The following is a 25,792-nucleotide window of genomic DNA, read 5'->3' as shown; positions in this document are numbered from 1 at the left end:
CGCGGTGCCACTCGCGCCCAATGCCGGCGGCTTCGAAGCGGAGGATGTAGTAGTCGCCGGGGCGTGCGGCCGTCGCTGGCCGGTCGAGCGCCACGGACAGCCGACGAGTCACCGGTGTTGTCATACACGTGACCCGTGAGGTAGCTGTCCGGTGCGACCCACTTCTTCCGCCGCGTGAGGCGCCGCCTCGGTGAGCACTTAATGACCGGCTCACTTCATGGCTGCTCGTTCTCTCACGGCCGGCCGGTGGATCGGGCCGCTGGTCGACGACAGGGGCAGCCCGGTACCCAGGTTGGTGTGGGCGATGATCTCCGCTGTGATGGAGACGGCGGTCTCCTGCGGAGTGCGGGCGCCCAGGTCGAGACCGATGGGGGACCGCAGCCGGGCCAGTTGGTCCTCGGTGAGGCCGGCCTGCCTCAGCAGGTGCAGGCGCTCGTGGTGGGTGCGCCGTGAGCCCATCGCACCGATGTAGGCGGCAGGCGTGCCGAGGGCCAGGCGCAGTAGGGGGATGTCGAACTTGGCGTCGTGGGTGAGGACGCAGATGGCAGTGCGTTCGTCCACCTCGGTGTGTTCCAGGTAGCGGTGAGGCCAGTCGGTCACGACCTCGTCCGCGTGCGGGAAGCGGGCCGTAGTGGCGAAGACGGGGCGGGCGTCGCACACGGTGGTGCGGTAGCCGAGGAAGGCCCCGGCCTGGCTGAGGGCGACGGCGAAGTCGACGGCTCCGAAGATCAGCATGCGCGGGCGGGCGGAGTGGACGTGCACCAGCACGGACAGCGGTCCGGGACAGTCGTCTCCCTCACCGCCGGCCGCCGCGCGTCCGGTGCGCCCCATACGCATCAGGGCACGGGCCTGGTCCGCCACCGCCCGGTATGCCGGTCCGCCGTCCATGGTCCCGTGAGCGACGTGGTCATCGCCGAGGATGCTCACAGTCGCGCCGAGGAGGTGGTCAGGGCCGTCCACGATCTGGGCCACGGCGGCCGGTCGGCCCTCGGCGACCTCGGCGAAGGCGGCGGTCAGGTGGGGCTGCTGTGTGGGGTCGATCCGCTGGACGAGGACATCGAGTTCACCGCCGCAGGTCAGGCCGACGGCGAAGGCATCGTCGTCGGAGTAGCCGAACCAGGCGCGTTGTGGGGCGCCCCGGTCGTGGAGCACCTGTTGGCACAGCTCGTACACCGCGCCTTCGACGCAGCCGCCGGAGATGCTGCCGACCGCGTGGCCTTCTTCGTCGACCGCGACCGCCGTGCCGATGGGCAGGGGTGCGCTGCCGGTGACGTCGACGACGGTGGCCAGGGCGAAGGGGCGGGCTGTGCGGCACCAGCGGTGCAGTACGTCTGCGATGTTGAGCATGGACTGCCTCCGGCGTGTGCTTCTTCGTGTGGTGGGGCGGGCCGCCGCCGCACCCTCCGGGGAGTGGGAAGCGGCGGCGGCCCTGGATGGCCCGGCAGCCGGACGGGGGGCGGCGGCCAGGCCGGCCTGGACGGTCCTTGACGGCTCCGGGGTCAGAGCAACACGTCGGCGCGCAATGGGGGTGACAGAGCGGCTGAGGAGACGAGTTCCTCGGCCAGCGCTGTCTGCTGCGATGGTGTGGAGGAGCGGACAAGGGCGCGAAATGCGGGTCAGAAGGTGAGGATCACCTTGGTGGCGCGGCGTTCGTCCATCGCCTTGTAGCCCTCGGCGGCCTGCTCCAGGGGCAGGGTGAGGTCGAAGACCTTGCCGGGGTCGATCGTGCGGTCCCAGATGAGCTGGATCAGGTCGGGCAGGAAGCGGCGCACGGGGGCCGGGCCGCCGAGGGTGTGGATGCCGGCGAAGAACAGCTCGATCCCGGGGATCTTCACGTCGTAGTTGACGCCCACGTAGCCCAGGTGTCCGCCGCCGCGGGTGGCGCCGACGGCCTGCATGAAGGACTCCTGGGTGCCGACGGCCTCGATGACCGAGTGCGCGCCGAGCCCGCCCGTGAGTTCCTTGATCTTCGCGATGCCCTCGTCGCCGCGTTCTTCGACGATGTCGGTGGCGCCGTAGTAGCGGGCCAGCTTCTGCCGCTCGGGGTGACGCGACATCGCGATGATGCGTTCCGCACCCAGTTGCTTGGCTGCGAGGACAGCCATCAGGCCGACCGCGCCGTCGCCGACGACTGCGACGGTCTTGCCGGGCCCGGCCTCGGCGGCGACGGCGGCGTACCAGCCGGTGCCGAGCACGTCGGAGGCCGCCAGCAGGGAAGGGATCAGCTCGGGATCGGGCTGTCCCGGAGTGGCGACGAGAGTGCCGTCGGCGTGCGGGATGCGGGCCTTCTCGGCCTGGGTGCCGATCGTCTGCGCGACGAACTCGGCGTGCACGCACTTGGACTGGAAGCCGGCCTGGCAGATCTCGCAGGTGTTGTCGGAGATGACGAACGACCCGACGACGAAGTCGCCGACCTTGACGTTCTTGACCTCTGAGCCGACCTCCTCGACGACGCCGACGTACTCGTGCCCCATGACCTGGTGATCGGCGGGCTCGATGCCTCGATACGGCCACAGGTCCGAGCCGCAGATACAGGTCGCGGTCAGCTTCACGATGGCGTCGGTCGGCTCGACGATCTTCGGATCGTCGCGCTCCTCCACCCGGACGTCGCCGGCCGTGTACATCACTACTCCACGCATGGTGGTTCTCCTTGCTCTGTTGTGCTGGCGCCTACGGTGCCGGTTCGTGTTGCGGAAGGCACGGCAGTGCCGCGACCTGCTGGGTTGATGGGACTCATGTCGCCAAGCGACGGCGCTGGATGAGTGCGATGGCGATCGTGGGGATCAGGGTCAATGCGGCAATGACGGTGCCGATGACGGCGGGGCCCGTAGTGCCCAAGGAGGATTCGAGGGCGAGTCCGGCGATCCAGGAACCGATGGCGGTGCCGAGGTTGAACGCCGACACGGTCAGTGCTGACCCCAGGGTGGGCGCCTTCCCTGCGAAGCGCACGCCCAGGGAAATGAGGACCGGGTTGGCGCCCAGCCCGAAGAGTCCCAGCAGGGCGATCAGTGCGACCGTGGGCACGGCGTGGGTGGACAGCAGGCAGATAGCCAGCAGCAGGGCCGTGGTCACCGCGGGGGCCACGATCGTCGTCGCGTGCGGACGACGGTCCCCCAGGCGGCCTCCCACGAGGAATCCCGCCAGGGCGCCGACACCGAAGCCGACCAGCACCAGCGGCACGAGGCTGGCGGCCAGACCGGCCCGGTCGGTCAGCAGCGGTGAGATGTAGGTGTACGTCGACAGCACGCCGCCGGTGGTGGTCGTGCAGGCCGCCAGCGCCAGCCACAGGCGTCCCGAACGCAGAGCCGCCAGCTCGGAGCGCACGGAGATCGTCTGGCCGCCGTCGGTGTCGTGCGGAACCTGGCGGGCGATGAGTGCCATGGCGGCCGCTCCGAAGACGGCCAGGGCCCAGAACGGTCCCCGCCAGCCCATGAGCTGTCCGGCGAAGGCGCCGAGCGGCACGCCGACGACGTTGGCGAGCATCGCGCCGGCGCCCACGACGCCCAGGGCGCGGGAGGTCGCGGCGGGACCGGCGGCGCGGGTGGCCACCACGTTGGCCACCGCCCAGAACGCCCCGGTTGCCAGCGCCGTCAGGAACCGTGCGGCCAGCAGCAGCGTGAAGCTGGAGCCGAGCGCGACGATGACGTGTCCGGCCGCGAAGACGCCCAGGGCGAGGATCAGCGTCAGCCGCTGGGGCAGCCGCAGCGTCAGCATCGCCATCAGCGGCGCGCCGACGATCATCCCTATGGCGAAGACGGTGATCATCAGTCCGGCCCGGGCCACACTGACCTGCACATCGTCCGCGATCTCAGGCAGCAGGCCCGCCACCACGAACTCGGTCGTGCCCATCAGGAACGTGCCCAGGGCCAGCACGTACACGACGAGCGGAAGCCGGGCAGGCGGACGCCCGCGGTCACCGGCGCCTACATCGGCAGGGGCGTGGAGGGCTCCTCCTCGCGTGGTCATGCATCATCTCCGCAGCGATCGAGATCGGGGTGCGCATCCCACGAAACCGCTCCTGCCGCCCGCGCGGGAGGCTGCGTTTATAGGGGGTACAAGCTCGACCCCCCTGCCCGGGGTTACGGGCCGTAGCGTGGGAAGCATGGAACCCCGCCCCGACAACCGCGCCGACATCCGTGACTTCCTCGCCCGCCGGCGCGCCCAGCTCACGCCCGAACAGGTCGGCCTGCCCACCAGCGGCCGGCGCCGCGTACCGGGGCTGCGCCGCGAAGAGGTCGCCGTCCTCGCCGGGGTGAGCACCGAGTGGTACACACGGCTGGAGAAGGGCCACATCAGCGGCGTGTCCGAGGATGTCCTCGACGCGGTGGCTCGCACCCTGCAGCTGAGCGAGGACGAACGCATCTACCTGTTCGACCTCGCCAAAGCCGCCCACCCCAGCCCGGCAACGCGGCGCCGCCGCAAAGCCGTCGACGTCCCGCCCCACGTCCAGTGGCTCCTCGACTCCATGACGCTGTCCGCAGCATTCGTCACCAACGCCCGCCTGGACATCGTGGCGACCAACGCACTCGCCCGCGCCCTGTTCGCGCCTATGTTCGACAGCCGCACCACCGGCGAGCGCCGTCGCCCCAACTTCGCCCGGTACTACTTCCTCGACGGCGCCGCCCACGACTTCGTCGACGATTGGGACCGCGCCGCCCACACCACCGTCGCCCTGCTGCGCGCCGAAGCCGGCCGCTACCCGCACGACAAGGCACTGCGCGAACTCGTCGGCGAACTGTCCACCATCAGCACCGAATTCCGCACCCGGTGGGCCGCCCACAACGTGCGCATCCACCACGGCGGCGTCAAACGCTTCCACCACCCCGACGCCGGCCCCCTGGAACTCACCTACCAGCCACTGGACCTGCCCATCTCCGCTCGCGAGGCACACTCCCTGACCATCTACACCGCCCAGCCGGGCACCCCCGACGAAGAACGACTCAAACTCCTCGCCAGCTGGACGGCCACCCCCCGGCCTGCCGACTCGCTGCGCCGGCGGTCGTGAGCCTGGCGAACTGGACCGTTGCGGTGCAGGAGTTCGAGATGATGACGCCCGCGGGCCGGCGAGATGGGCGGTCGCGGGTCGGCCGGCAGCAGGCCTGACTGCATGGCGGCGGGCAGACGGCGAAAAGCCTGGGCTCGCTGAACCTGGCGATCAACTCGAAATCCGCAGCGCAGAGGGCGCAGGTGCGGCACTCGACTGGCAGCCCAGTGAGCAGAAACCCCGTCGCGCGTCGGTGCCGGTGAAGGCCATGGAGCTCTTCCAGCGTGCCATCCGCACCGGGAAAGCGCTCAGGAGACAGCTGCACAATCGGCACTGCACACACCCACCCACGCTCCTGCGGCGAAAGCTCATCAGGCTGAGGAGGAAGGAGCTGACCGTGCGCGTCGCCCCGTACGACGATGGTGCACGCTATGCCCGAACTGGCCCCTGACCTGCTGCGGCGCCGGGTGAATGCTGCCCACCTGGACCGGCGGATACATGGGCAGGGCACCACCCCGCTGCTTCCGAGTCGTGTATGCACAGCGCTGTGCACACCGGCCGCGCGGCCGGTCAGCGTGCAGTGAGGCCGGTGAGGAGGAGGGCGAGCCATCGGGCGCGGGCGGTGGGCGGCTGGTCGGCGGGGAGGGTGGAGAGCATCAGGTACAGGTCGTTGAGGGTGAAGTCGGCGCGCAGGGCTCCCTGGGCTTGCGCGGTGCGGATGAGCCCGCCGAGGGCCTGGGTGACGCGGGTCTCCACCTCCTGCATGGCGGGGTGGGCTTCGTGGTCGGCGCCGAGCGCGTACGCGGCTGCTTTGACGGCGCGGTTGTGGGCGACGGTGTCCATCACGCGGCTGAGGAAGCCGGTGAGCTCCGCCATGGCGGGTGAACCCTGGACCTCGCGTCGCAGGCACTCTTCGGCGTCGTCGGCGAGTGTTTCGAACGAGGCGGCGACCACGGATGCGACCAGGTCGTTCTTGTTCGGGAAGTGCTTGTACAGGGTGCCCACCGCGACGCCCGCGGCAGCGGCGATCTGCTCCATCGACACCTCGGGCCCGTGCTCGGTGATCTGCTCATGCGCCGCCGTCATGATCCGGGCGCGGTTGCGCGCCGCGTCGGCACGCAGCGGTCGGGGTGAGGTCATGCGGGCGGCCCTCCGGCATCATTTGACGAAAGATGAATGATGCTTCACTATACAACATGAAGCATCATTCACGTTATGGAGGTTGATCATCATGGCCAGCACGACCGACCGGTGGACCGAACAGAACATCCCCGCCCAGGACGGCAGGGTCGCCGTCGTCACCGGCGCCAACAGCGGCCTCGGGCTGGAGACCGCGCGAGCCCTGGCCGAGCACGGCGCACACGTCGTCCTCGCCGTGCGCAACCTCGACAAGGGCCACCAGGCCCTCGCCCGCATCAGGGAAAGCGCCCCGGGCGCCAAGCTCAGCCTCCAGCGCCTGGACCTCGCCAGCCTCAAATCGGTACGCGAGGCCGCCGATGAGCTGCACATCACGCACCCGAAGATCGACCTGCTCATCAACAACGCGGGCGTGATGTACACCCCCCGGCAGAAGACCGAGGACGGGTTCGACATGCAGTTCGGGGTCAACCACCTCGGGCACTTCGCGCTCACCGGCCTGCTGCTGGACCTGATGCTGCCCGTGCCCGGCTCCCGGGTGGTCACCGTCAGCAGCGTCGGCCACCGCATCCGGGCCGGCATCCACTTCGACGACCTGCAGTTCGACCGCTCCTACAACCGGGTTGCCGCCTACGGGCAGGCCAAGCTGGCCAACGTGATGTTCACCTACGAACTCCAGCGCCGCCTCGCCCCGCACCACACCACCATCGCCGCCGCCGCGCATCCCGGCACGGCGGCCACCGACCTCCCGCAGAACATGAGCGGCCTGGCGCGCAAGGGGGTCGACCTGTTCGAGCCTCTGCTGGCCCAGTCGGCCGCCATGGGAGCGCTGCCCACCCTGAGGGCGGCCACCGATCCCGCCGTCACCGGCGGCCAGTACTACGGCCCCAACGGCTTGGGCGGAACCCGCGGATACCCCAAGGTGGTCGCCTCCAGCAAGAAGTCCCACGACACAGCCGTCCAGCAGCGCCTGTGGACCGTGTCCGAGCAGCTCACCGACGTCAGGTTCCCCGTCTGAGGCGCCCAACCGCCATCCGGCCGACCAAGCCGTATGACAGAAGAGGTTCACTGTGCGCATCATCATCTTCGGGGCCACCGGCGCGGTGGGCCAGGGGGCTCTGGAAGCCTGCCTGCGCGACCAGGACGTCACCGACGTCCTCGTCGTCGGCCGCACCCCCACCGGCCGCGCTCACCCCAAGCTCCATGAGCTCCGCCACGAGGACTTCACCGACTTCACCGCCGTTCAAGACCGGCTGACCGGCTACGACGCCTGCTTCTACTGCCTGGGGACCTCGGCCATCGGCATGAGCGAGGCCGACTACCGGGTCGTCTCCCACGAGTTCCCGCTCGCCGCCGCCCGCGCCCTGCTGGCCGTCAGTCCCGGCCTCGCCTTCGCTTACGTCTCCGGCGTCGGCACCGACAGCACCGGCAAGAGCCGCATGATGTGGGCGCGTGTGAAGGGCGAGACGGAGAATGCCCTGCTGGAGCTGTCACCGCGGGCCCACATGTTCCGCCCTGCGTTCGTCCTGCCCCTGCCGGGTACCAAGGCGAAGGCCAGGGTCCACGTCCTGGCGTACCGGGTCCTCAGTCCGCTGTACCCGGTGCTGCGGCGCATCGCACCGCGCTACGTCACCACCAGTGTGCAGTTGGGCCAGGCCATGATCCAGACGGCCCGTAGCGGCGGGAGGCACCGCGTCCTGACCCCGGCCGACATCAACGAAGCAGCCTCAGCAGCAACGCCGTGACCGCCAAGGACACGCGCGCCGCGACTACTGGCAGCGGGTGCGGGGTCGGTGACCGGTTCGGCCCGAGTCGTCTGCGGAGGTCCCGCTCGCTCATGGCCGACCGCCGGCCGTCCATCGGACGCCTCGTACCGCCGCCGGCGATGCACTCGCCGACGGTGCGGCGAGCGTCCCGGCCAGGACCAGTCCTTCTCCAGGCACTCCGAGCGCTCATCGATGCGGCAGGCGCCTGGTGGCCACCGCATCCACCGGCTACTCGCTGCTGAGGAAGGGCACTCATCGTGGCCTTGGGTCTCGCCTTCCTGCTCGGGGAGGGCACCGGACACCGGCTGTGCCTCCCACCCCGTGCTGCTGCTCTTCCTGCCGGTGCTGTTGTGCTGCGAGCGCCTGACCGCATCGCCGCGGGAGATTCGCCGGACCTTCGCGGCATCGTCCTGCTCAGAACCACCCCTAACCATCTCCGCGTTCGCGCACACGCTGGGCCCCGAGGGCTGCTCTCTGACCAAGGGCGTGTTACTTGATGCGGATCTCCGCCAACTGCAGGCGGTACTTGCTGGTCTCATCGGAGGCGGGCCTGCCGAGCCTGGTTGCGCGCAGCCGCAGGTAGCGCCCGTTGGCGGAGGTGAGGGGGTAGGTCTGGGCGGCTCCGTTGGGGTTCGGCTCACCGGTGACGGTGCGGGCCGTGGTGTACGTGGTGCCGCCGTCGGTGCGGGTCTGGAAGGTGAAGTCGACGGGGAAGCCCGCCGAGCCGCCGCCGGCCCCGCTGGCGTCGGTGCGCGGGTGAAGGGTGACAGAGCCGATGGCCCGGTCGGCGCCGAGGTCGATCTCGATCCACACGGGGGTGTCATTGACGTCGGCGGAGGCGAAGTCGATGCTGGTGAAGCCCTTGGCGCCGGTCACGCTGGTGGTGGTGCCGTCCAGGACCCGGGTCTTTCCCCAGTCACCGTTCTCCAGCGTGTAGTTGGAGGTGACGGTGGTCCCGGCAGTAGGGATGGTGAGCTCGGCCAACTGGAGGCGGTACTTGGTGGTCTCATCGGAGGCGGGCGTACCCAGGCGCGTGGCCTGCAGGCGGACGTAGCGGGCGGTGCTGGTCTTGAAGCCGTATGTCTGCACCAGCCCGTCAGGGTTCGCCTGCCCGGTGACGGTGCGGACGGTGGTGTAGGTGCTGGATCCGTCGGGCCGGGTCTGGAGGGTGAAGTCGACGGGGAAGCCCGCCGTGCCGCCGCCGGCAGCGGGAGTGTCGGTGCGGGGAAGGAGGCGTACAGCGTCGAGGTCGGTGTCGGTGCCGAGATCGATCTCCACCCAGACGGGAGTGGCACTGATGTCGGCGGAGGCGAAGTCGTTACTGGTGTAGCCCTTGGCGCCGGTCACGCTGGTAAGCGTGCCGTCGGTCAGGCGGCTGCGGCCCCAGTTGCTGTTCTCCAGGCTGTTGTTGCTGGTGACGGGCCGGCCCAGGGCGAGGTTGTCGAGACGGCCGACGCCGGTCGCAGTGAAAGTCCATGTGCCGGGCTGGACGACCAAGTACACGTACGAGGAGTCTTTGCCGTCGTAGCTCAGTCCGCTGACGCTGCCGGTGGGCGAACCGCCGGTGAAGACGGTGGTGTCGTTCGCCTTGATGACCGGCTGCGCTCCGCCGTAGGTGGGCACGCCCACTCGCGCAGTCGTTCCGCTCGGGGAGGTGAGGGTCAGCGTCACCTTTGTTCCGTCGCGGGTGATACCGAAGCGGATGTCACCCTCGACGGTGGACGTCACGGTGTTGATCTTTGTGAGGGTGCCGGTCTGCGGGATCACCTCGTATGTCTGCCAGCCCGGCTTGGTCGGGCGGACACCGGCGGCGTAGGCGGACAGGGCGTATAGCGGGCCGCCGTTCCAGGCGTGGTTGTCGGTACCGTCCGCCTTGACCCACAGCTCCCACAGCGTGTGGCAGGCGGGGTCGGCGACCTGGGCGGCGAAGCGGTTGCGCATCCGCTCCTCGGCGACCGTGGCTGCGCCCATCAGGTACAAGGCCTCCAGGACGTAGAACTCCATGTAGGGGCTGGCGTTGAGATGGGTGCGCAGCACCTCGGTAATCGCCCGGTACCGGGAGGCGGGGGCCAGGCCCGCGACGACGGCGAGGCCATTGGCCCGGTCGTCGGTGTCGCCGGTGTAGCCGGGTGAGCGGTACTCGTTGCGCGAGGAGTTCCACAGGACGCGGTCGAAGTTGGCCTTGATGCTGTCGCGCTGGGTCTTCCATCCAGCGACATCGCCGCTGTTACCACTGAGGTCGGCGAGCTTTGCGGCGGTGTCGAGGGCCAGGTAGTACCAGCTGTTGTCCAGGACGCGGGCATCGATGTTGGAGCCCCAGTCCTCCCAGTCCCAGTCCCCGGCGCGGTGGTTGACCAGGCCGTCGGCGTCCAGGCTCCACAGGTTCAGGTACTTCTTCACCGCCGGATAGGCGCCCGTGACGGCATCAGCGTTGCCGGTGTAGAGGTAATACGTCCAGAACGACCACACCGAGGCGAGCATCTGGACGGGCAGTTCGTTGGTCCAGATGGTCGTGGGGATCGGGGAGTACAGCACCCCGCCGGACTCCTGCCAGGAGGTCAGCTGGGCGATGGCCTTCTTGCCCAGCGCGTGGGAGCGGGTGTCGAAGGTGTAGAAGCCTTCCTTCAGCTGGTTGACCACATCGCCCCACCACTGGGCCCGCTCGCGGGTGGGGCAGTCCATGTAGTTGTCCCGCATATTGACGTACATGGTGCGGGCGGCCTTGGTCCACAGGGTGTCGAGAAAGGCGTCACTACTGCTGAAGGACCCGGCGAAGTCGGTGTCGTAGCCGGACTCGCGGTACTTCAGCTCCAGGATCGTCACGCCCGCCGGGATCGTGTACCGCACGGCCGTCCCGCTCATCCAGGCCAGTGACTCGAACTCCTGGACTCCGCCGGAGCAGACGTAGGTGGCGCGCATGTTGTACTGCGTTCCGGGCTCGATGCCCACCAGGCCCGCACCGTCGTCGTAGTGATCGGTCTGGACGCCGATCACCGCCCCGGCCGGGGCGTCCACCTTCAGGTACGGGGTCACTTGGAGGTTGGACGGCAGGGTGCCCGAGATCGCGGTGGAACCCCGCCCGGTGCCCGGCAGGGACGCGGCGTTGGTGTAGGACCTCAGACCGGAGTAGCGGAACTGCGGGACCGGCCGCTCGACCAGGGCGTTCCAAGGTGCCGCACCCGTGGCGCCGAAGTCGGTCGGTGCCGTCCAGCCACTGTCGTCGAACCCGGAGGACTGCCAGCCGGCCATACCCGTGGCATTGCGGGCGTCGTAGTAGACGTTCGACTCCGGCAGCCGGAAGTTGACCTGTGTTCCGCTCGTGTTGTTCGAGTAGCCCGGGTGGACGACGTGCTTCCAACCGGTGTCGCTGACGAGCCGGGTAACGGTGGAGCCGGTCGTGATGTCGGCCTGGAACAGCAGCCCACCCTTGCCGCTGCTGCTGTGTGAGAAGCCTTGCTTGCCGAAGTACCACACCAGCAGCGCGACCGTGTTGCCACCGGCCTGCAGGTACGGGGCGAGGTCGATCTCGTCGTAGTAGGTGTCCGTACGGTTGGGGCCCCGCTTGAGCCCGCCTTCGAACACCACCAGGGTGCCGTTCACCCACAGCCAGTACTTCGAGTCCGCGGCGATCTGCGTGACCGCCTTCGACGGAGCCGAACCCAAAGTGAACGATCTACGGAACGCCACCCATTGGTTGGTCGCACTGGACGGCGCCCAGATCCACCTCGCCGACCAGGAAACCGCTGCGGACGCCGTCGACAGGAGCCCCGGAAGCGCAAGAGAACCAAAAGTGGGCGTGAGAGCCACGGCTATGGCCGAGCGCAGGGCGGACCGGCGCGATACATGGTTCATCGTGGATCCTACTTTCGCTGTGCGGAGTGCAGTGTGAAGGGGGCGGCATCCGGCGCTGAACGGCACCCAAACGAACTGAATCGATTCAATCGGGTGTTCGTAGGCGAGATACTCGACGCTCGCGCCACGGGGTGTCAACACTCCCGCAACATGGTGTTTGCACCTAGGAAGAGTCATGCCGCCGCGGGGAGCGACAGGGCTCCCCGCGGCGGCATGCGCTTCAGATCTCCGGCTGTCAGAGTTTTCAGCCAGCTGAACGGCACACGACACTACTGGCGGCTCACCGGCGGTGAGTCCGGCGGCCAGTGGTTGGTGAAGGATGCCCCGCACGGCATCCCGGGGAGTGACGTGTGCAGGTCGTCTCGGCGGCTCAAGCGACGGACAGCGGCTGGACCTGGGCTCAGACAGCCGGGCTGATCGTCCCGTGCATCGCCCTTTTCGGCGCCTTCCTGACCTACGCCCTCAACCAACGGGCCGTACGAAGGGAACACCGGGCCAAGACCTTCGCCGAAGCGCTGACGGCGGTCGAGGAGTACTTGGAGATGCCGTACCGCATACGGCGCCGCCCCGAATCCTCGTCCGCCGTACGACAACAACTCACCGACGAGGTCAGCAGTCTGCTGGCACGAATGGCCTTCCACCAGACATGGCTCCAGATCGAGGCCACAACCGTCGCGGGCCCCTACGAAACCCTCGTGGCCACGGCGCGAGCGGAGGCCGGCGCGCAGATGAGCCTCGCCTGGCAGCAGCCACCGATCGGCACAGACAGCGGCATGAACCTCGGAGTCCCGTACTCCCGGGACCGATCGAACGCGGCCCGAGCCAGGTGCATCGAAGTGATGCGCCGTCACCTCTGAGAAATAGCGGTGATCTTGATGCCAACCATCCCTCTTTTGTGCCAACTATAAATCCTCGTCACAACAGGCTAACGCCGTACCCTCGGCATCCCCAGCCCGATCCACGAGATGATCTCCCGCTGGATCTCGTTGTTGCCGCCGCCGAAGGTGAAGATGACCGCCGAGCGGTAGCCGCGTTCCAGCTCGCCGTGGAGCACCGCCCCCGCCGAGCCCTCCTTCAGCGCGCCGGCGGCACCGACGATCTCCATGAGCCAGGCGTACGCGTCCCGGCGGGCCTCGGAGCCGTACACCTTGACCGCGGAGGCGTCCTGCGGGGTGAGGGTGCCGTCCTCGACGGCGCCCACCATCCGCCAGTTGAGGAGCTTGAGGGCGTCGAGCCTGGTGTGGGTGCGGGCGAGGAGGCGGCGTACCCAGGGCAGGTCGACGACGCGGCGGCCGTCGGCGAGCTTGGTCTCCATGGCCCAGCGCTGGACGTCATGGAGGGCGCGGATCGCCATGGTGCCGTGTGCGGCGAGGGTGACGCGTTCGTGGTTGAGCTGGTTGGTGATCAGGCGCCAGCCCTGGTTCTCCTCACCGACCCGGTGGGAGACCGGCACGCGAACGTTCTCGTAGTAGCTGGCCGTGGTGTCGTGCGAGGCCAGGGTGTTGATCACGGTGCAGGAGTAGCCGGGGTCGGTGGTCGGCATCAGGAGCATGGTGATGCCCTTGTGCGGCGGGGCGTCGGGGTCGGTACGGACCGCGAGCCAGACCCAGTCGGCGGTGTCGCCGTTGGTGGTCCAGATCTTGTGGCCGTTGACGACGTACTCGTCGCCGTCCCGGACGGCACGGGTCTTCAGGGAGGCCAGGTCGGTGCCGGCGTCGGGCTCGCTGTAGCCGATCGCGAAGTCGATCTCGCCGGAGAGGATCTTCGGAAGGAAGTACGCCTTCTGCTCCTCCGTGCCGTACCGCATGATCGTGGGGCCGACGGTGTTCAGAGCCATGAGCGGCAGCGGGACGCCGGCCTGGGCGGCCTCGTCGAAGAAGATGAACTGCTCCATCGCGGTCAGGCCGCGGCCGCCGTACTCCTTCGGCCAGCCCACGCCGAGCCAGCCGTCGCCACCGAGCCGGCGGATGGTGGTTCGGTAGAAGCGCTTCTGCGCGGCTCGGTCGGTGAAGCGGGCGTGCGCGTTGTCCGGCACCAACTCGGCGAAGTAGGCGCGCAGTTCGGTGCGCAGTCGCTGCTGCTCGGGCGTGTGATCGAGATGCACGGCGCCTCCAGGCTCCCGGACCGGTCCTGACGGCGCACACGGTAGAACGTGTTCCAGAAATTGGGAATGGGCATGCGCGGACGGGCATGCCCGGGCGACCCCCGGACGCCCGACCCTCGGACGCCCGGCCGCCTGACCCTTGGAGCGAAGGCCGTCAGACCAGTGTGGCGATGAAGTCCGTGCAGGCCTGCGCGCACTCCCGGCATGCCTTCGCGCTGTCCTCGGCGCCCGCGTACCGGTCGAAGACGTGTGCGCACTCCAGGCACACGGACCGGCACCACTCCAGCTGGACGCGGATGCTCTCCTCGTCCAGGCAGTTCTGTTCGGAGAGCACCCGGCAGGTCGCGTCGCAGACCTCCGCACACATGATGCCCTTGCGTCGTACGAGTTCCTGTTCCTCGGTGCCGTCCGGATCCACGAGGCTGGCGCGCAGGGCACACGCCCGCGCACACTCCGTGCATGCCTGGGCGCAGGCGAACCTGTCCTCCAGGAACCGGAAGAGCTCCTGCTGGGATGTCGTCGATGTCACACCGAGCGGGTAGCCGCCCCCGACCGGCCCAAACCCGGTGTTTCCAAGGGTTCCGGCCGGTTTCCGGGACCCGCCCCTCCGCCCTGTGGGGCGCCCGGTTCGCCCACGGTGCCAGGGGTACTCGCGTGCCATGAATACCTCATGGATGGACATCGCCGCAGGCCGGGGCGCTCTCGGCATCGGCCTGATCGTGGCGGGCGTGGTGGTCGTGGCGGTGCTGATCGGCGCCTTCGCTCTCGGTGTCCGCGTCAAGCGCCGGGAGCTCCCGCCGCCGACGCCGGAGGAGCAGCCGAGGCTGCCGGAGGACGGTCCGGTTCGCGAGGTCCGGGAGAACCGGGAGCCCGACGAGGTGCCGCGGAGCGACCACCGCCTCACCCCGCACCAACTCCCCCAGCACGGCAACGCCGGAACCCGCACCAGCTCGTCGACGGACCGGCCCCGCTGGGACGAGGGCAGCAGCGGTTCCTTCGGGAGCGGCGGGGCGGGCGGGCGCTGACACCGGACGGCGCCCGGCCGGTCGTAGCACCACCGCGTTCACCCGCGTTCACCCGCGTTCACAGGGCCTCTCACAGACGCGTGGAGGCCATCGCACGACATCGCGCAGAGGGAAGTGAGACCCATGGCCGACTCCGGCCGCGACAGCCTGCCGCTGCCCGACTACGACCAGCTGCCGATCGGCGGCCTGGAGAGCCTCGTACGGTCCCTGAGCGCACAGGACGTCGAGGAGTTGCTGGCATACGAGCGGACGCACGCCGACCGCGTCCCGGTGACCGAAGTGCTGACGGCCCGCCTGGAGCAGCTGGAGGCGGGCGCCGAGCCGACGTCCGGCGACCCGGGCGCCCTGCGCCCCGAACAGATCGCGCACGCCGGCGGCTCCCGGGTGTCGCCCGCGACCTCGCCGAAGCCCTTCAGCCCGCCGCCGCACGGCACACCGGACCAGCGGGGCAAGCCGAAGGGTAATCGGACCTGACGGTTTCTGGCACCGGCGCGCGGGCGCCCGTGCGCGGTGCGGTTGAGCGGGAGAAGGGCCCGGGCGGGTGCCCGGGCCCCAGCCGCGAGGGATTCAGGCGAGCTTCTTGAGCAGCTCGGCGGCGAGCGGGGCGGAGGAGGCCGGGTTCTGGCCGGTGACGACCGTGCGGTCGACCTCGACGTGCGGCGTCCACGGCTCGCCGACCTCGACCTTGATGCCCGCCTGCGTCAGACGGTCCTGCAGCAGCCACTTGGCGCGCTCGGCGTTGCCCGCGAGCTGCTCCTCGGTGTTGGTGAACGCGGTGATGCGGTAGCCGGCGTAGGCGTTGGTGCCGTCCTCCTTGACCGCGGCGAGCAGCGCGGCCGGGCCGTGGCAGACCACGCCGACCGGCATGCCGCTGTCCAGCGCCCGGATGAGGATGCTGCCGGCGTCGGCGTTCACGGCCAGGTCCTCCATGGGGCCGTGGCCGCCGGGGACGTACACCGCGGCGTAGTCGTCGAGCCGTACCTCGGTCAGCGCGATGGGGGCCTGGAACTCGGGGGCCGTCTCCACCACGGCGCGAATCCTGGCCGCCTGCTCCGGACCGCCGTTGGCGTCGGAGCTGAGGCTGCCCTGGTCGACGGGCGAGACCACGCCGTCGGGAGTGGCCACGGTGACCTCGTGTCCGGCGGCCTTGAAGGCCTCGTACGGGGCGACGGCCTCCTCGGCCCAGAAGCCCGTGGGGTGGGTGCTGCCGTCGGCCAGAGTCCACTGGTCGGCGCCGGTCATCACGAAAAGGATCTTCGCCATCGTCATCTCCTGGGGCACGGTCCGTCACGGACCGGTGGGGTGCTGGATGCTGCCGCGTCAGGCGGTGTGGTGTCGGCTCTCCTGGCTGAATCATCACCACCCACGCTTGCTGCCGCTACCCGGACTCGGACGCTTCAGGCCGTACCGCCGAAGTCGACGTCCTTGGTTCCGACCGTACCGGCCGTCCGTCCCGGCGCGGTCTGGTAGGTCCAGTACAGGTTGGTGTGCGCGACGACCTGGTCGGGCGGCGGCGCTCCCCATGCCGTCTGGTCGTCCGTCGTGTGGGCGTCGCTGACCAGGATCGCGTCGTACCCCCTGACGAACGCGCCGTGGAGCGTCGAGCGGATGCACACGTCGGTCGCCGCGCCGGCGACGACGAGTCGCCCGACTCCGAGGCCCGACAGCACGGTCTCCAGCATGGTGTCCTCGAACGAGTCGGCGTAGTTCTTCTCGACGAGCGGCTCGGCGATGCCCGGAGTCAGCTCGGGGACGATCCGCCAGTCGTCGCTCCCCTTCACCAAGTCCTCGTCGGAATGCTGGACCCAGATGACAGGGACCCGTTCCCGCCGCGCCTGCTCGACCAGACTGCCGACGTTCGCGACGACCGCATCGCGCTCGTGGGCCGTCTCGACGACGCCCTTCTGCACGTCGACGACGAGGAGTGCCGTATTCGGACGGTTCTCGAGTGTGGTCATGGGCTCCCCCGACTCAGCATGGGCTTCGGTGTCCAAACTTCGGTGTCCACAGCACAGTAGACCCACCCACTGACAACCGTCCCGGCACGCACTCCGCCCCGAAAACGCCCCTCATCCCGGCCCGGCGGCCACCCCTCCCAGGACAACCGCCTTCCCGGCGCCGGAGAAGATGACGCCGGGGTCGGCCGGGGCCTGGTTGAGAACCCACAGGCCGATCAGCGTGGCCAGGGTGAAGACGACGGCGATCAGGACGGCGAGGACGAGCCGGCGGCGGCGTTCGCGGCGCAGCCACTCGCCGCGAGCCGTGCGGTAGGCGTCCGGCGCGGCCTGTACTCCGCCGGCCAGTCTCTCCAGGGCTTCGCGCAGCTCCCGTTCCGTGCGGCCCGCGTCGACCGCGCCTTCCGGCGCCCGGCCGCGCTCAGGTTCCATGCGGCGCCTCTCCGTGCCGTCCTTCTCCGTGCGTTCGTTCCCGGTGCGTTCGTTCCCGGTTCGCCCCCGACCGGTGTCGTTCATTGCCGAGCCTCCATCGCCTGACTCAGGGCGGCGATGCCGCGCGAGGTGTGTGTCTTGACCGACCCCGAGGAGATCCCCATCGCGGCGGCGATCTCGCTCTCCTTCAGCCCGAGCCAGTGCCGCAGCACGAGCGCCTCACGCTGTCGGGCCGGCAACTGCTGCAGCGCGTCGATCAGCACACGCTGGTCGTCGTGCAGGAGGGCGGTGCTCTCGGCGGATGCGACGACCTCCTCCGGCGGGTTCTCCACATGTCTGCGGGCCACTTGCAGGTGACGTATGCGCATCCGGGTCAGATTGCAGACGGTGGAGCGCAGGTACGCCTCCGCCGCCTTGGTGTCCCGCAGCCGCCGCCACTTGCGGTAGATCTGGTAGTACGCCTCGGCCACCACGTTCTCCGGGTCGTCCGCGCCGAGCAGCACGGCCAGGCGCAGCATGGAGGCGTAGTGCAGCTCGAACAGGCGGGCAAGGGCGGCCTCCCGCTCCAGGTCGGCCGGGTCGCTCGCCGCGGGTATGAGCGAATCGGCCGGAGTGGCGGGCGGCGGCACGGGCGGCAGCGTGAGGGGGATGTTCTGTCTGCGTCTCACGGGTTGTTCGCTCCCGTCTCGGGGCGCCGCCTGACGGTCAGGCGGGTCGGTAGGTCGGTGAGGTCGGCGCCGCGCGGGACGCCCAGTCGTTCCAGGGCCAGGGTCGCGGCCACGGCGACGGTCAGATTGAGCAGGAGGGCGACGAGCCCGGCGTAGATCTCCACCGAAGGGCCGCCGAGGCCGACCGGCACGACGGACGAGAAACCCTCCCGCACGACCAGGACGGTTCCGGCCGCCATGCCCACGGCCCATCCGGCCAGCAGTGCCCGGGGATGCAGCCGGCCGGTGAACAGCCCGACGGCCACGGCGGGGAAGATCTGCAGGATCCAGACGCCGCCGAGCAGTTGGAGATTGATCGCGTCCTGGTCGCGCAGTCCGAACACGAACGCGATCGCCCCGACCTTCGCGGTCAGCGACACCGCCTTGGCGATGCGCACCTGCCGCTTGGGCGTGGCCGTGGGGTGGACGTACTCGACGTACACGTTCCGTACGAAGCTGGTGGCGGCGGCGATGGACATCACGGCGGCCGGGACCAGCGCCCCCACGGTGATCGCGGCGAACACCAGCCCGGCCAGCGGCCCCGGCATCAGCCGGTCGACCAGCATCGGCACGGCGGCCTCGGCGCCGCCCTCGGGCGCCCGTACCCCCACCGCGAGGGCGGCGACGCCGAGGAAGCCGAAGAGCGCGAGCAGCGCCGTCCAGGCGGGCAGCGCCACGGAGACCTTGCGCAGGGTGCGCGGGCCGTCGGCGGCGAAGCCGGCGGTGAGGACGTGCGGGTACATCAGCAGGGCCAGCGCGGAGCCGAAGGCGAGCGTGGCGTAGGCCGGCTGCTGGGCCGGGGAGAGCAGCAGCGCGGAGTGGGCCGCGTCCGTTCCGCCGAGCCGCCGGGCGGCGCCGTCGAAGACGGGGCCGGGGCCGCCGAGCCGGTCGAGGACCAGCCAGCACACGGCGGTGAGGGAGACGAACACGGCCACCGCCTTGAGCGCGGAGATCACGGTGGGTGCGCGCAGCCCGTGCCGGTAGGTCGCCACCGCGAGCCCGGCGAAAAGGGCCACCATCACCAGGTCCCCGCCCGCCCCGCGCGGGTACACGTCCCCGGCCGTCAGCACCGCGCGTATGCCGAGCAGCTGCAACGCCAGGTACGGCATCGTCGCGAGTATCCCGGTCAGCGCGACCACCAGGGCCAGCGACGGCGACCCGTAGCGGCCGCGCACGAAGTCGGCGGCGGTGATGTAGCCGTGCCGGCGGGCCACGGTCCACAGGCGGCTCAGCAGCACGAAGGCGAGCGGGCAGACGATCACCGTGTACGGCACGGCGAAGAAGGCGGGCGCGCCGTTGCCGTACGCCAGTCCGGGGACGGCGGTGAAGGTGTACGCGGTGAAGATCGTGCCGCCGAGCAGGAACCAGGTCCACACCGGGCCCAGGCTCCGGTCGGCCAGTGCCCAGCCCTCCAGGGAGGGCAGCCGGTCGCTGGGACGCAGCCGGGGTGCGGTGACGGCGAGCAGCGACGCTCCGCCGATCACGACGAGGAACGTCGCGGTCATGGCGCCGTCGGCCATGGGTCACCGTCCTTGGTGTGCCTGGATCTCACCGGTTGGTTGCGCAGACGGCTGGTTCGGTTGACGGAACACCGGCGGAAATCTTCTGGAAATCCGCTGTCAACCACTTCCGGCGGGTGGGCAACTCTTGCACAGACCCACAGCGAGCGGGAGAGGAGCACAGGTCATGGCACGGACCGGTCATCCCCGGCTACGGCGCGTCGCCGTAGTCGTACTGCTCCTCGCGCCCGCCGCGGGGCTGCTGTGGGTTCCCTGGTACGCCGGTGCGAGCCCAGCGCTCGCGGGCACGCCGTTCTTCTACTGGTACCAGCTCGCCTGGGTGCCGGGCTGCGGCCTGTGCCTGCTCGCCGCGTACGCGCTGACCAGGCACGAACACCGCGATCCCTGATCCGGGCGAACGGGAGTCACGTCCCGGTCGCTGATCTTCACGCACGTCCTCTCACAACATCACCCCCGAGGTGAGGAGCCGCCATGCCTACGTCAGCCATGCCCGAATCCGCTCTCCCGGCGCCACAGGAGCCGCCGCCCGTACGGTCCCGCATGTCCCCGCGGTCGATTGCGCTGTGGGTGACCGTCGCGCTGCTGGGCGCCGTCGCCTGGGGCGTCCTGGCCCTGGCCCGCGGTGAGGAGATCTCCGCGGTCTGGCTGGTGGTGGCCGCGCTCGGCTCGTACGCCATCGCCTACCGCTTCTACTCGCGTTTCATCGCCCGCCGGGTGCTGAAGCCGGACGATCGTCGGGCGACGCCCGCCGAACGTCTGGAGGACGGCGTCGACTTCCAGCCGACCGACCGCCGGGTGCTGCTCGGCCACCACTTCGCCGCGATCGCCGGCGCCGGTCCGCTGGTCGGACCGGTGCTCGCGGCCCAGATGGGATACCTGCCCGGCACCCTGTGGATCGTCGCCGGGGTGATCTTCGCCGGGGCGGTGCAGGACATGGTGGTGCTGTTCCTGTCCATGCGGCGGGACGGCAAGTCGCTCGGGCAGATGGCCCGTGACGAGATCGGCCGGGCCGGCGGCGCCGCCGCACTGGTCGCCGTCTTCGCCATCATGATCATTCTGCTCGGTGTGCTGGCCCTGGTCGTGGTCAACGCCCTCGCGCACTCCCCCTGGGGCACCTTCTCCGTCGCCATGACCATCCCGATCGCCCTGTTCATGGGCTTCTGGATGCACCGCATCCGCCCCGGCCGGGTCGTCGAGACCAGCTTCATCGGGGTGGCGCTGCTCCTGCTCGCCATCGTCGGCGGCGGCTGGATCCAGAACTCCTCGCTCGCGGACACCTTCACCCTCAGCCCGACGACCCTCGTCTTCTGCCTGGTCGGATACGGCTTCCTCGCCTCGGTCCTGCCGGTGTGGATGCTGCTCGCGCCGCGCGACTACCTGTCCACCTTCATGAAGATCGGGACCATCGCGCTGCTCGCGGTCGGCGTCGTGGTCGCCGCCCCGGTGCTGCGCGCCGACGCGGTCAGCGAGTTCGCGGGCTCGGGCGCCGGTCCGGTCTTCGCCGGGTCCCTCTTCCCCTTCCTCTTCATCACCATCGCCTGCGGCGCGCTGTCCGGCTTCCACGCCCTGGTCGCCTCGGGCACGACCCCGAAGCTGATCCAGAAGGAATCCCAGGTCCGGATGATCGGCTACGGCGCCATGCTGATGGAGTCGTTCGTCGCGATCATGGCGCTGATCGCCGCGGCCACCCTGGAACCCGGCCTGTTCTACGCGATGAACGCCCCCGCGGGCCTCCTCGGCACGACGGCCGAGTCCGCGTCCCACGCGGTGGCCGGCCTCGGCTTCACCATCACCCCCGACCAGCTGACCCAGGCGGCCAAGGCGGTGGAGGAGCAGACCCTGATCGCCCGCTCGGGCGGGGCGCCGACCCTCGCCGTCGGCATGTCGGAGATCTTCTCCGGCGTCTTCGGCGGTACCGCGATGAAGGCCTTCTGGTACCACTTCGCGATCATGTTCGAGGCGCTGTTCATCCTGACCACGGTCGACGCGGGCACCCGGGTCGGCCGGTTCATGCTCCAGGACATGCTCGGCAACGTCTGGAAGCCGATCGGCCGGGTCAACTGGAAGCCCGGCATCTGGCTGTGCAGCGCCCTCGTCGTCGCCGCCTGGGGCTACTTCCTCTACACCGGCGCCACCGACCCGCTCGGCGGGATCAACCAGCTCTTCCCGCTCTTCGGCATCGCGAACCAGTTGCTCGCCGCCATCGCCCTCACCGTCTGCACCACGGTCCTCATCAAGTCCGGACGGCTGCGCTTCGCCTGGGTCACCGGTGTCCCACTGGCCTGGGTGGTCGTGGTCACCTTCACCGCAGGCTGGCAGAAGATCTTCTCCGACGACCCCAGGGTGGGCTTCTTCACCCAGCGCGCGCGATACGCCGACGCCATCGACGCCGGTCAGGTCCTCCCGCCCGCCAAGACCGTCGACGACATGCACACCGTGGTCACCAACTCCACCGTCGACGGCGTACTCATCACCCTCTTCCTGCTGCTGGTCGCCGTGGTGATCGTGAACGCGGCGGTGGTGTGCGTACGTGCCCTGCGGTCGCCGTCTCCCCTGCCGACCACCGAGGCGCCGTACGTCGAGTCACGCATCGACGTGCCCGAGCAGGTCGGCAAACCGCTCGCGGGAGCCCGCTCATGAACATCCGGCGGTGGGCCCGGGCGGTACGCTGGTACCTGCGCGAGCTGACGGGCGAGGCCGAGTACGACCGCCACTGCGACCGGCACCGACGCCACCACCCGCTCGCGCCGGTACCGACCCGCCGCGAGTACGAGGTGCAGCGCACGCTCCACCGGGAGAGCCACCCGCAGAGCCGCTGCTGCTGACGGCCCGGTCACCGACCGGGGGGCGGGTGCACCTGTGAGCCGTGAGGCCGGCACCCGCCCACACACCTTCGCGCCCAGCTCAGCGCATAAACTGTGCCCCTTCTGTACGCGATCCGGCCGGAGGCCGCCGCATGAGGATCTCGCAACGCGCCCAGGCCGTCGCCCCGTTCTACGCCATGGAGTTCGGCAAGCATGCCGCGGCACTGGAGGCCCAGGGCCACCACGTCGTCAAACTCAGCCTCGGTGAACCGGACTTCGGCGCGCCCCCCGCCGTACTGAACGCGATGCGCGAGGCCATGGACGGCCGGCCGATGGCCTACACCGCGGCGCTCGGGCTGCCCGCCCTGCGGCAGGCGATCGCGGGGTTCTACCGGGACCGGCACGGTGTCGAGGTCGACCCCGCCCGGGTCGTCGTGACCGCGGGCGCCTCCGCTGCCCTGGTGCTGGCCACGGCGGCCCTCGTCGACACCGGCGACGAGGTGCTCATCGCGGATCCGTCGTACCCCTGCAACCGGCAGATCGTCGAGAGCTTCGGCGCGGACGTCACGCTCGTTCCCACCACCGCCGAGACCCGCTTCCAGCTGAACGCCTCGTCGGTCCGGTCGAGTTGGACGGACCGGACCCGCGGCGTCATGATCGCCACCCCGTCCAACCCGACGGGCACCTCCGTTCCGGCCGAGGAGCTGGCGGCGATCTGCGCGTTCGCCCGCGAGCGCGACGCGTGGCGCATCGTCGACGAGATCTACCTCGACCTCAGCGACCACGACGCCCAGGGCGGGCCGCCGTGCAGCGCACTCTCGTACGACCCCGATGCCATCGTCATCAACAGCTTCTCGAAGTACTTCGGCATGACCGGGTGGCGACTCGGCTGGTGCGTCGTCCCCGAGGCTCTCGTGCCGGCGATGGAGCGACTGGCCCAGAACTACTTCCTCTGCGCGTCCACTCCCGCGCAGCACGCGGCGCTGTCCTGCTTCACCGCCGAGTCCCTCGCGGTCTGCGAGGAACGCCGCGTCGAGTTCTCCGAGCGGCGCGCGCTCGTCCTCGACGGCCTGGCAAGGATCGGACTGCCGGTCCCCGTCCCGCCCGACGGCGCGTTCTACGTCTACTTCGACGTCGGCCACACCGGGCTCACCTCCTGGCAGTTCTGCGAACGAGCACTCCAGGAGGCGCACGTCGCCCTCACCCCGGGCAGGGACTTCGGCGTACACACCGCGCAGACACACGTGCGACTGTCCTACGCGGCCTCGGCCGACGACCTCCGCGAGGGGATCGCACGGCTCGGGAAGTTCGTGGCCACGCTTCCATAGGCGAAGCCGACAGCCGCGTACTCGTCGGTCCACTGAGTACAAGCGCTCCCGCGACCGGGAGGGCGTCGAGGTACCTCGGGCAGCGGATCGTAGGACGTAAGCCTCGCCGGCGGCCTGCTGTCGGCGAGGTGTCCCAGGATCGAGAGCAGGTCGCCGTCGGCGAAGCGCCCGGCCGTGGCCGCAAGTCCGAGGGCCTGGTCGACTTTGTCGTGGCCCAGCACGGTGGCCAGCTCGACCGCGCGGGCCATCTTGGCGCGGATGCAGCGTGTACGGCTGGACTTCCAGGCCGACTCCGGACAGCTGGTGCAGCGCCGTCTCGAACTCGAAGCGGCCTCGTCGAAAGGAGGTGGCGCAGCCGCCGGGGACGTTGTGGCGCTCCCCAGGAGGGTGCGCAGTCCCAGCGTTGGAGGGTGGCGGCGGTCAGTCCGGCGTTGCCCCGCGCCGATGACCACCGCGTCGAAGTCCGTCGTCGTGGTTACTGTTCGGCGGCCTCTCGGGCGATCTGCTCGAACTGGGCGCCCATGGCCTCGCCGAGCGCCTGGGCGGCGGAGAGCGGGCGCACCATCACCGTGAACTCGTCGATCTTCCCGTCGTCGTCGAAGTGCAGGAAGTCGCATCCCTGGAGTTGCTTGCCGGCGACAGTGGCGGTGAAGACGAAGGCGTGATCGCGGCCGTCGGAATTGGCGATCTCACGGATGTAGGTGAAGTCCTCGAAGACCCGGAACACGCCGCGCAGGATCGCCGCGGTGATCGCCTTGCCCGGGTACGGCTTGAAGGCGACGGGGCTGGTGAAGACGACGTCGTCGGCCAGCAGAGCGGCCACGGCGTCCAGGTCGCCGCTTTCGACGGCCTTGCGGAAGGGATGCATGAGCCCACCTCTGATACTCAGAAAAGTGAATAGGTGTGGTGGAGATTAGAGGGCCCGTCAGGGCTTGTCTACAGGGAAGGGGTGGGGTGACTATTACTCACCTTGTTGATTAATCTGTTAGCGTGCATCCATGGCTTTGCGGAACGCGGTGATGGCCGCGCTGCTGGAGGGCGAGGCGTCCGGGTACGACCTCGCGAAGGCGTTCGACGCGACGGTCGCCAACTTCTGGATGTCGACACCTCAGCAGCTCTACCGAGAGCTGGATCGCATGGAGGCCGAAGGACTCGTCACGGCCCGCGTCGTCGAGCAGAAGCGCCGCCCCAACAAGCGACTGTTCTCCTTGACGGAGGCCGGGCGGAAGGCCGTCCACGCCTACACCACCGAGCCCTTGGGTAAACCGGCGGTGATCCGGGACGAGTTGCTCGTCAAGGTGCAGTGCCTGGACGCGGGCGACATGGAAGCGGTCCGGACCGCCATCGCCGAGCGCATGGAGTGGGCCACCGCCAAGCTGGCCCGCTACGAGCGGCTCCGGCAGCGCCTGCTCGACGGGCGCTCTGAGGAGGCGTACTTCGCCGAGGCCGAGCGCGTCGGTCCGTATCTCACCCTGCTGCGCGGGATGTCGTTCGAGCGGGAGAACCTCCAGTGGGGGGACACGGCGCTGCGCAGGCTCGAACAGCGCACGGCCGCGCTCCGGGCCGACGGCTGACTGCGGCGGTCCCACCCACGCAGTTAGTCAACAAAGTTAGTACCGGCTGCGGTTCCTTGTCGGCGGGATTGCGATGCAGTCCCTTGCGGTCGCAGAACCGGGTCACGCCGAAGCCGAAGAGGCACGCGACCGCGAGTCCCAGCCCAGGATCACCCAGCCTCGGGGCAGTCCGGCGTCGCCCTGGGCGTCGCAGTAGAGGATGGAGCGGACGACGAGGACGAGCGAGTAGAAAAGGCGCTCAGGCCCAGGCCACTGTGGGAGTCGAGCGGATGCCCGTCCCCGACCTGTGCCACGGTCGGGTCGGTCAGCAGCAGGAGCACGGCACGGTGAGTGTCGGGCGGACGGCGTTGCGCGCCGCCTCGGGGCTGTGAGTGCGGCGACGGTGGAGGTGAAGTCGCGGGGCGACGAGCGCGCCGAACAGCTTGCCCTTGCCGAACTCGTCCGTCATCTCCTTCTCGTCCACCACCTTCCAGTCGATCGATCGACTGGACGATCCGCACCCCGAGGTCGGTCTGCTGCCACCGGCCTTCGCCCCCTCGTCCGCGCCGGCCAGGCCGATGAGTGCAGTTCAGCACGAGGAGCCACCGGCGTCGTCGCAAGCCAG

Annotated in this window: 25 protein-coding genes; 11 read left to right on the top strand and 14 right to left on the bottom strand. The window is 69.7% G+C overall.

The genetic code is table 11. The annotated features are described in order from the left end of the window. Positions 1-210 precede the first annotated feature (210 nt). From OG252_RS46200 to OG252_RS46190, 3 genes are all read right to left on the bottom strand, one after another. Complete coding sequence (locus tag OG252_RS46200; RefSeq protein WP_329343944.1) at positions 211-1,347, bottom strand: XdhC family protein; 1,137 nt, start codon at positions 1,345-1,347, stop codon at positions 211-213. A gap of 269 nt (positions 1,348-1,616) precedes the next feature. Then, positions 1,617-2,639 (bottom strand): zinc-dependent alcohol dehydrogenase family protein, encoded by a 1,023-nt coding sequence (locus OG252_RS46195; protein WP_329343942.1) that lies wholly within the window; start codon positions 2,637-2,639, stop codon positions 1,617-1,619. Positions 2,640-2,733: 94 nt separating this feature from the next. Continuing rightward, on the bottom strand, positions 2,734-3,966 hold the full coding sequence (locus tag OG252_RS46190) for an MFS transporter (RefSeq protein ID WP_329343940.1): 1,233 nt from the start codon (positions 3,964-3,966) through the stop codon (positions 2,734-2,736). A gap of 136 nt (positions 3,967-4,102) precedes the next feature. On the opposite strand from OG252_RS46190, the gene OG252_RS46185 reads away from it, so the two are divergent. Then, positions 4,103-5,005: a helix-turn-helix domain-containing protein gene (locus tag OG252_RS46185; protein WP_329343938.1), complete on the top strand. Its 903-nt coding sequence runs from the start codon at positions 4,103-4,105 to the stop codon at positions 5,003-5,005. A 549-nt stretch (positions 5,006-5,554) separates the two neighbouring features. On the opposite strand, the gene OG252_RS46180 is transcribed toward OG252_RS46185, so the two are convergent. After that, positions 5,555-6,124, bottom strand: coding sequence for a TetR/AcrR family transcriptional regulator (locus OG252_RS46180; protein WP_329343936.1), 570 nt, complete (start codon positions 6,122-6,124; stop codon positions 5,555-5,557). 91 nt (positions 6,125-6,215) lie between these two features. Between OG252_RS46180 and OG252_RS46175 the strand changes: the two genes are divergently transcribed. Together OG252_RS46175 and OG252_RS46170 are read left to right on the top strand one after the other, a co-directional pair. After that, the gene (locus tag OG252_RS46175) at positions 6,216-7,139 is read left to right on the top strand and encodes an SDR family NAD(P)-dependent oxidoreductase (RefSeq protein WP_329343934.1); all 924 of its coding nucleotides are present in this window, start codon (positions 6,216-6,218) and stop codon (positions 7,137-7,139) included. A gap of 52 nt (positions 7,140-7,191) precedes the next feature. Next, on the top strand, positions 7,192-7,866 hold the full coding sequence (locus OG252_RS46170) for an epimerase (protein ID WP_329343932.1): 675 nt from the start codon (positions 7,192-7,194) through the stop codon (positions 7,864-7,866). A gap of 510 nt (positions 7,867-8,376) precedes the next feature. On the opposite strand, the gene OG252_RS46165 is transcribed toward OG252_RS46170, so the two are convergent. Continuing rightward, positions 8,377-11,574, bottom strand: a complete 3,198-nt coding sequence (locus OG252_RS46165) for an alpha-L-rhamnosidase-related protein (protein ID WP_329343930.1) — start codon at positions 11,572-11,574, stop codon at positions 8,377-8,379. Between the two features lie 515 nt (positions 11,575-12,089). Here OG252_RS46165 and OG252_RS46160 point away from each other — a divergent pair. Next, positions 12,090-12,596: a hypothetical protein gene (locus OG252_RS46160; protein WP_329343928.1), complete on the top strand. Its 507-nt coding sequence runs from the start codon at positions 12,090-12,092 to the stop codon at positions 12,594-12,596. A gap of 68 nt (positions 12,597-12,664) precedes the next feature. Here OG252_RS46160 and OG252_RS46155 read toward each other — a convergent pair whose 3' ends face one another. After that, positions 12,665-13,843: an acyl-CoA dehydrogenase family protein gene (locus OG252_RS46155; RefSeq protein ID WP_266445296.1), complete on the bottom strand. Its 1,179-nt coding sequence runs from the start codon at positions 13,841-13,843 to the stop codon at positions 12,665-12,667. Positions 13,844-13,997: 154 nt separating this feature from the next. After that, entirely contained in the window at positions 13,998-14,372 is a 375-nt protein-coding gene (locus tag OG252_RS46150; RefSeq protein ID WP_266445293.1) for a ferredoxin, read from the bottom strand. Between the two features lie 130 nt (positions 14,373-14,502). On the opposite strand from OG252_RS46150, the gene OG252_RS46145 reads away from it, so the two are divergent. Both OG252_RS46145 and OG252_RS46140 read left to right on the top strand, forming a co-directional pair. Further along, the gene (locus tag OG252_RS46145; RefSeq protein ID WP_266445291.1) at positions 14,503-14,868 is read left to right on the top strand and encodes a DUF6479 family protein; all 366 of its coding nucleotides are present in this window, start codon (positions 14,503-14,505) and stop codon (positions 14,866-14,868) included. A 123-nt stretch (positions 14,869-14,991) separates the two neighbouring features. Then, complete coding sequence (locus OG252_RS46140) at positions 14,992-15,342, top strand: hypothetical protein (protein ID WP_329343925.1); 351 nt, start codon at positions 14,992-14,994, stop codon at positions 15,340-15,342. A gap of 93 nt (positions 15,343-15,435) precedes the next feature. Here OG252_RS46140 and OG252_RS46135 read toward each other — a convergent pair whose 3' ends face one another. The 5 genes from OG252_RS46135 to OG252_RS46115 all read right to left on the bottom strand — a co-directional run bounded on the left by OG252_RS46135 (position 15,436) and on the right by OG252_RS46115 (position 19,482). After that, positions 15,436-16,131 carry a type 1 glutamine amidotransferase domain-containing protein gene (locus OG252_RS46135; protein ID WP_329343923.1) on the bottom strand — a complete coding sequence of 232 codons (696 nt, stop codon included), beginning with the start codon at positions 16,129-16,131 and terminating at the stop codon, positions 15,436-15,438. Between the two features lie 134 nt (positions 16,132-16,265). Further along, entirely contained in the window at positions 16,266-16,826 is a 561-nt protein-coding gene (locus tag OG252_RS46130) for an isochorismatase family protein (RefSeq protein WP_266445284.1), read from the bottom strand. 111 nt (positions 16,827-16,937) lie between these two features. Continuing rightward, positions 16,938-17,255 (bottom strand): hypothetical protein, encoded by a 318-nt coding sequence (locus OG252_RS46125; protein ID WP_266445281.1) that lies wholly within the window; start codon positions 17,253-17,255, stop codon positions 16,938-16,940. 80 nt (positions 17,256-17,335) lie between these two features. Then, the gene (locus tag OG252_RS46120) at positions 17,336-17,923 is read right to left on the bottom strand and encodes a SigE family RNA polymerase sigma factor (RefSeq protein ID WP_406491317.1); all 588 of its coding nucleotides are present in this window, start codon (positions 17,921-17,923) and stop codon (positions 17,336-17,338) included. Continuing rightward, positions 17,920-19,482 carry a sodium:solute symporter family protein gene (locus OG252_RS46115; protein ID WP_329343920.1) on the bottom strand — a complete coding sequence of 521 codons (1,563 nt, stop codon included), beginning with the start codon at positions 19,480-19,482 and terminating at the stop codon, positions 17,920-17,922. Before OG252_RS46115 ends, OG252_RS46120 begins: the two co-directional genes overlap by 4 nt. Before the next feature lie 166 nt (positions 19,483-19,648). On the opposite strand from OG252_RS46115, the gene OG252_RS46110 reads away from it, so the two are divergent. From OG252_RS46110 to OG252_RS46095, 4 genes are all read left to right on the top strand, one after another. Continuing rightward, positions 19,649-19,870 carry a DUF3311 domain-containing protein gene (locus tag OG252_RS46110; RefSeq protein ID WP_329343918.1) on the top strand — a complete coding sequence of 74 codons (222 nt, stop codon included), beginning with the start codon at positions 19,649-19,651 and terminating at the stop codon, positions 19,868-19,870. A gap of 98 nt (positions 19,871-19,968) precedes the next feature. Further along, on the top strand, positions 19,969-22,122 hold the full coding sequence (locus OG252_RS46105) for a carbon starvation CstA family protein (RefSeq protein WP_266448884.1): 2,154 nt from the start codon (positions 19,969-19,971) through the stop codon (positions 22,120-22,122). Then, a complete protein-coding gene (locus OG252_RS46100; protein ID WP_266445274.1) occupies positions 22,119-22,307 on the top strand; it encodes a YbdD/YjiX family protein in 189 nt (62 codons plus the stop codon). The genes OG252_RS46105 and OG252_RS46100 overlap by 4 nt, the downstream gene beginning before the upstream one ends. Positions 22,308-22,438: 131 nt before the next feature. Next, positions 22,439-23,614 (top strand): pyridoxal phosphate-dependent aminotransferase, encoded by a 1,176-nt coding sequence (locus OG252_RS46095; RefSeq protein WP_329343915.1) that lies wholly within the window; start codon positions 22,439-22,441, stop codon positions 23,612-23,614. 475 nt (positions 23,615-24,089) lie between these two features. On the opposite strand, the gene OG252_RS46090 is transcribed toward OG252_RS46095, so the two are convergent. After that, positions 24,090-24,482 carry a nuclear transport factor 2 family protein gene (locus tag OG252_RS46090; protein WP_266445210.1) on the bottom strand — a complete coding sequence of 131 codons (393 nt, stop codon included), beginning with the start codon at positions 24,480-24,482 and terminating at the stop codon, positions 24,090-24,092. 130 nt (positions 24,483-24,612) lie between these two features. On the opposite strand from OG252_RS46090, the gene OG252_RS46085 reads away from it, so the two are divergent. Beyond that, the gene (locus tag OG252_RS46085; protein WP_266445207.1) at positions 24,613-25,188 is read left to right on the top strand and encodes a PadR family transcriptional regulator; all 576 of its coding nucleotides are present in this window, start codon (positions 24,613-24,615) and stop codon (positions 25,186-25,188) included. A gap of 304 nt (positions 25,189-25,492) precedes the next feature. Here the strand turns inward: OG252_RS46085 and OG252_RS46080 are convergent, their stop codons facing one another. Beyond that, on the bottom strand, positions 25,493-25,651 hold the full coding sequence (locus tag OG252_RS46080) for a hypothetical protein (protein ID WP_266445205.1): 159 nt from the start codon (positions 25,649-25,651) through the stop codon (positions 25,493-25,495). Positions 25,652-25,792 lie beyond the last annotated feature (141 nt).

It is taken from the genome of Streptomyces sp. NBC_01352, from assembly GCF_036237295.1.
GTDB lineage: Bacteria > Actinomycetota > Actinomycetes > Streptomycetales > Streptomycetaceae > Streptomyces > Streptomyces plumbiresistens.
Note: the sequence above shows the minus strand (reverse complement) of the source record. Positions and strands in the feature narration are given on the sequence as shown.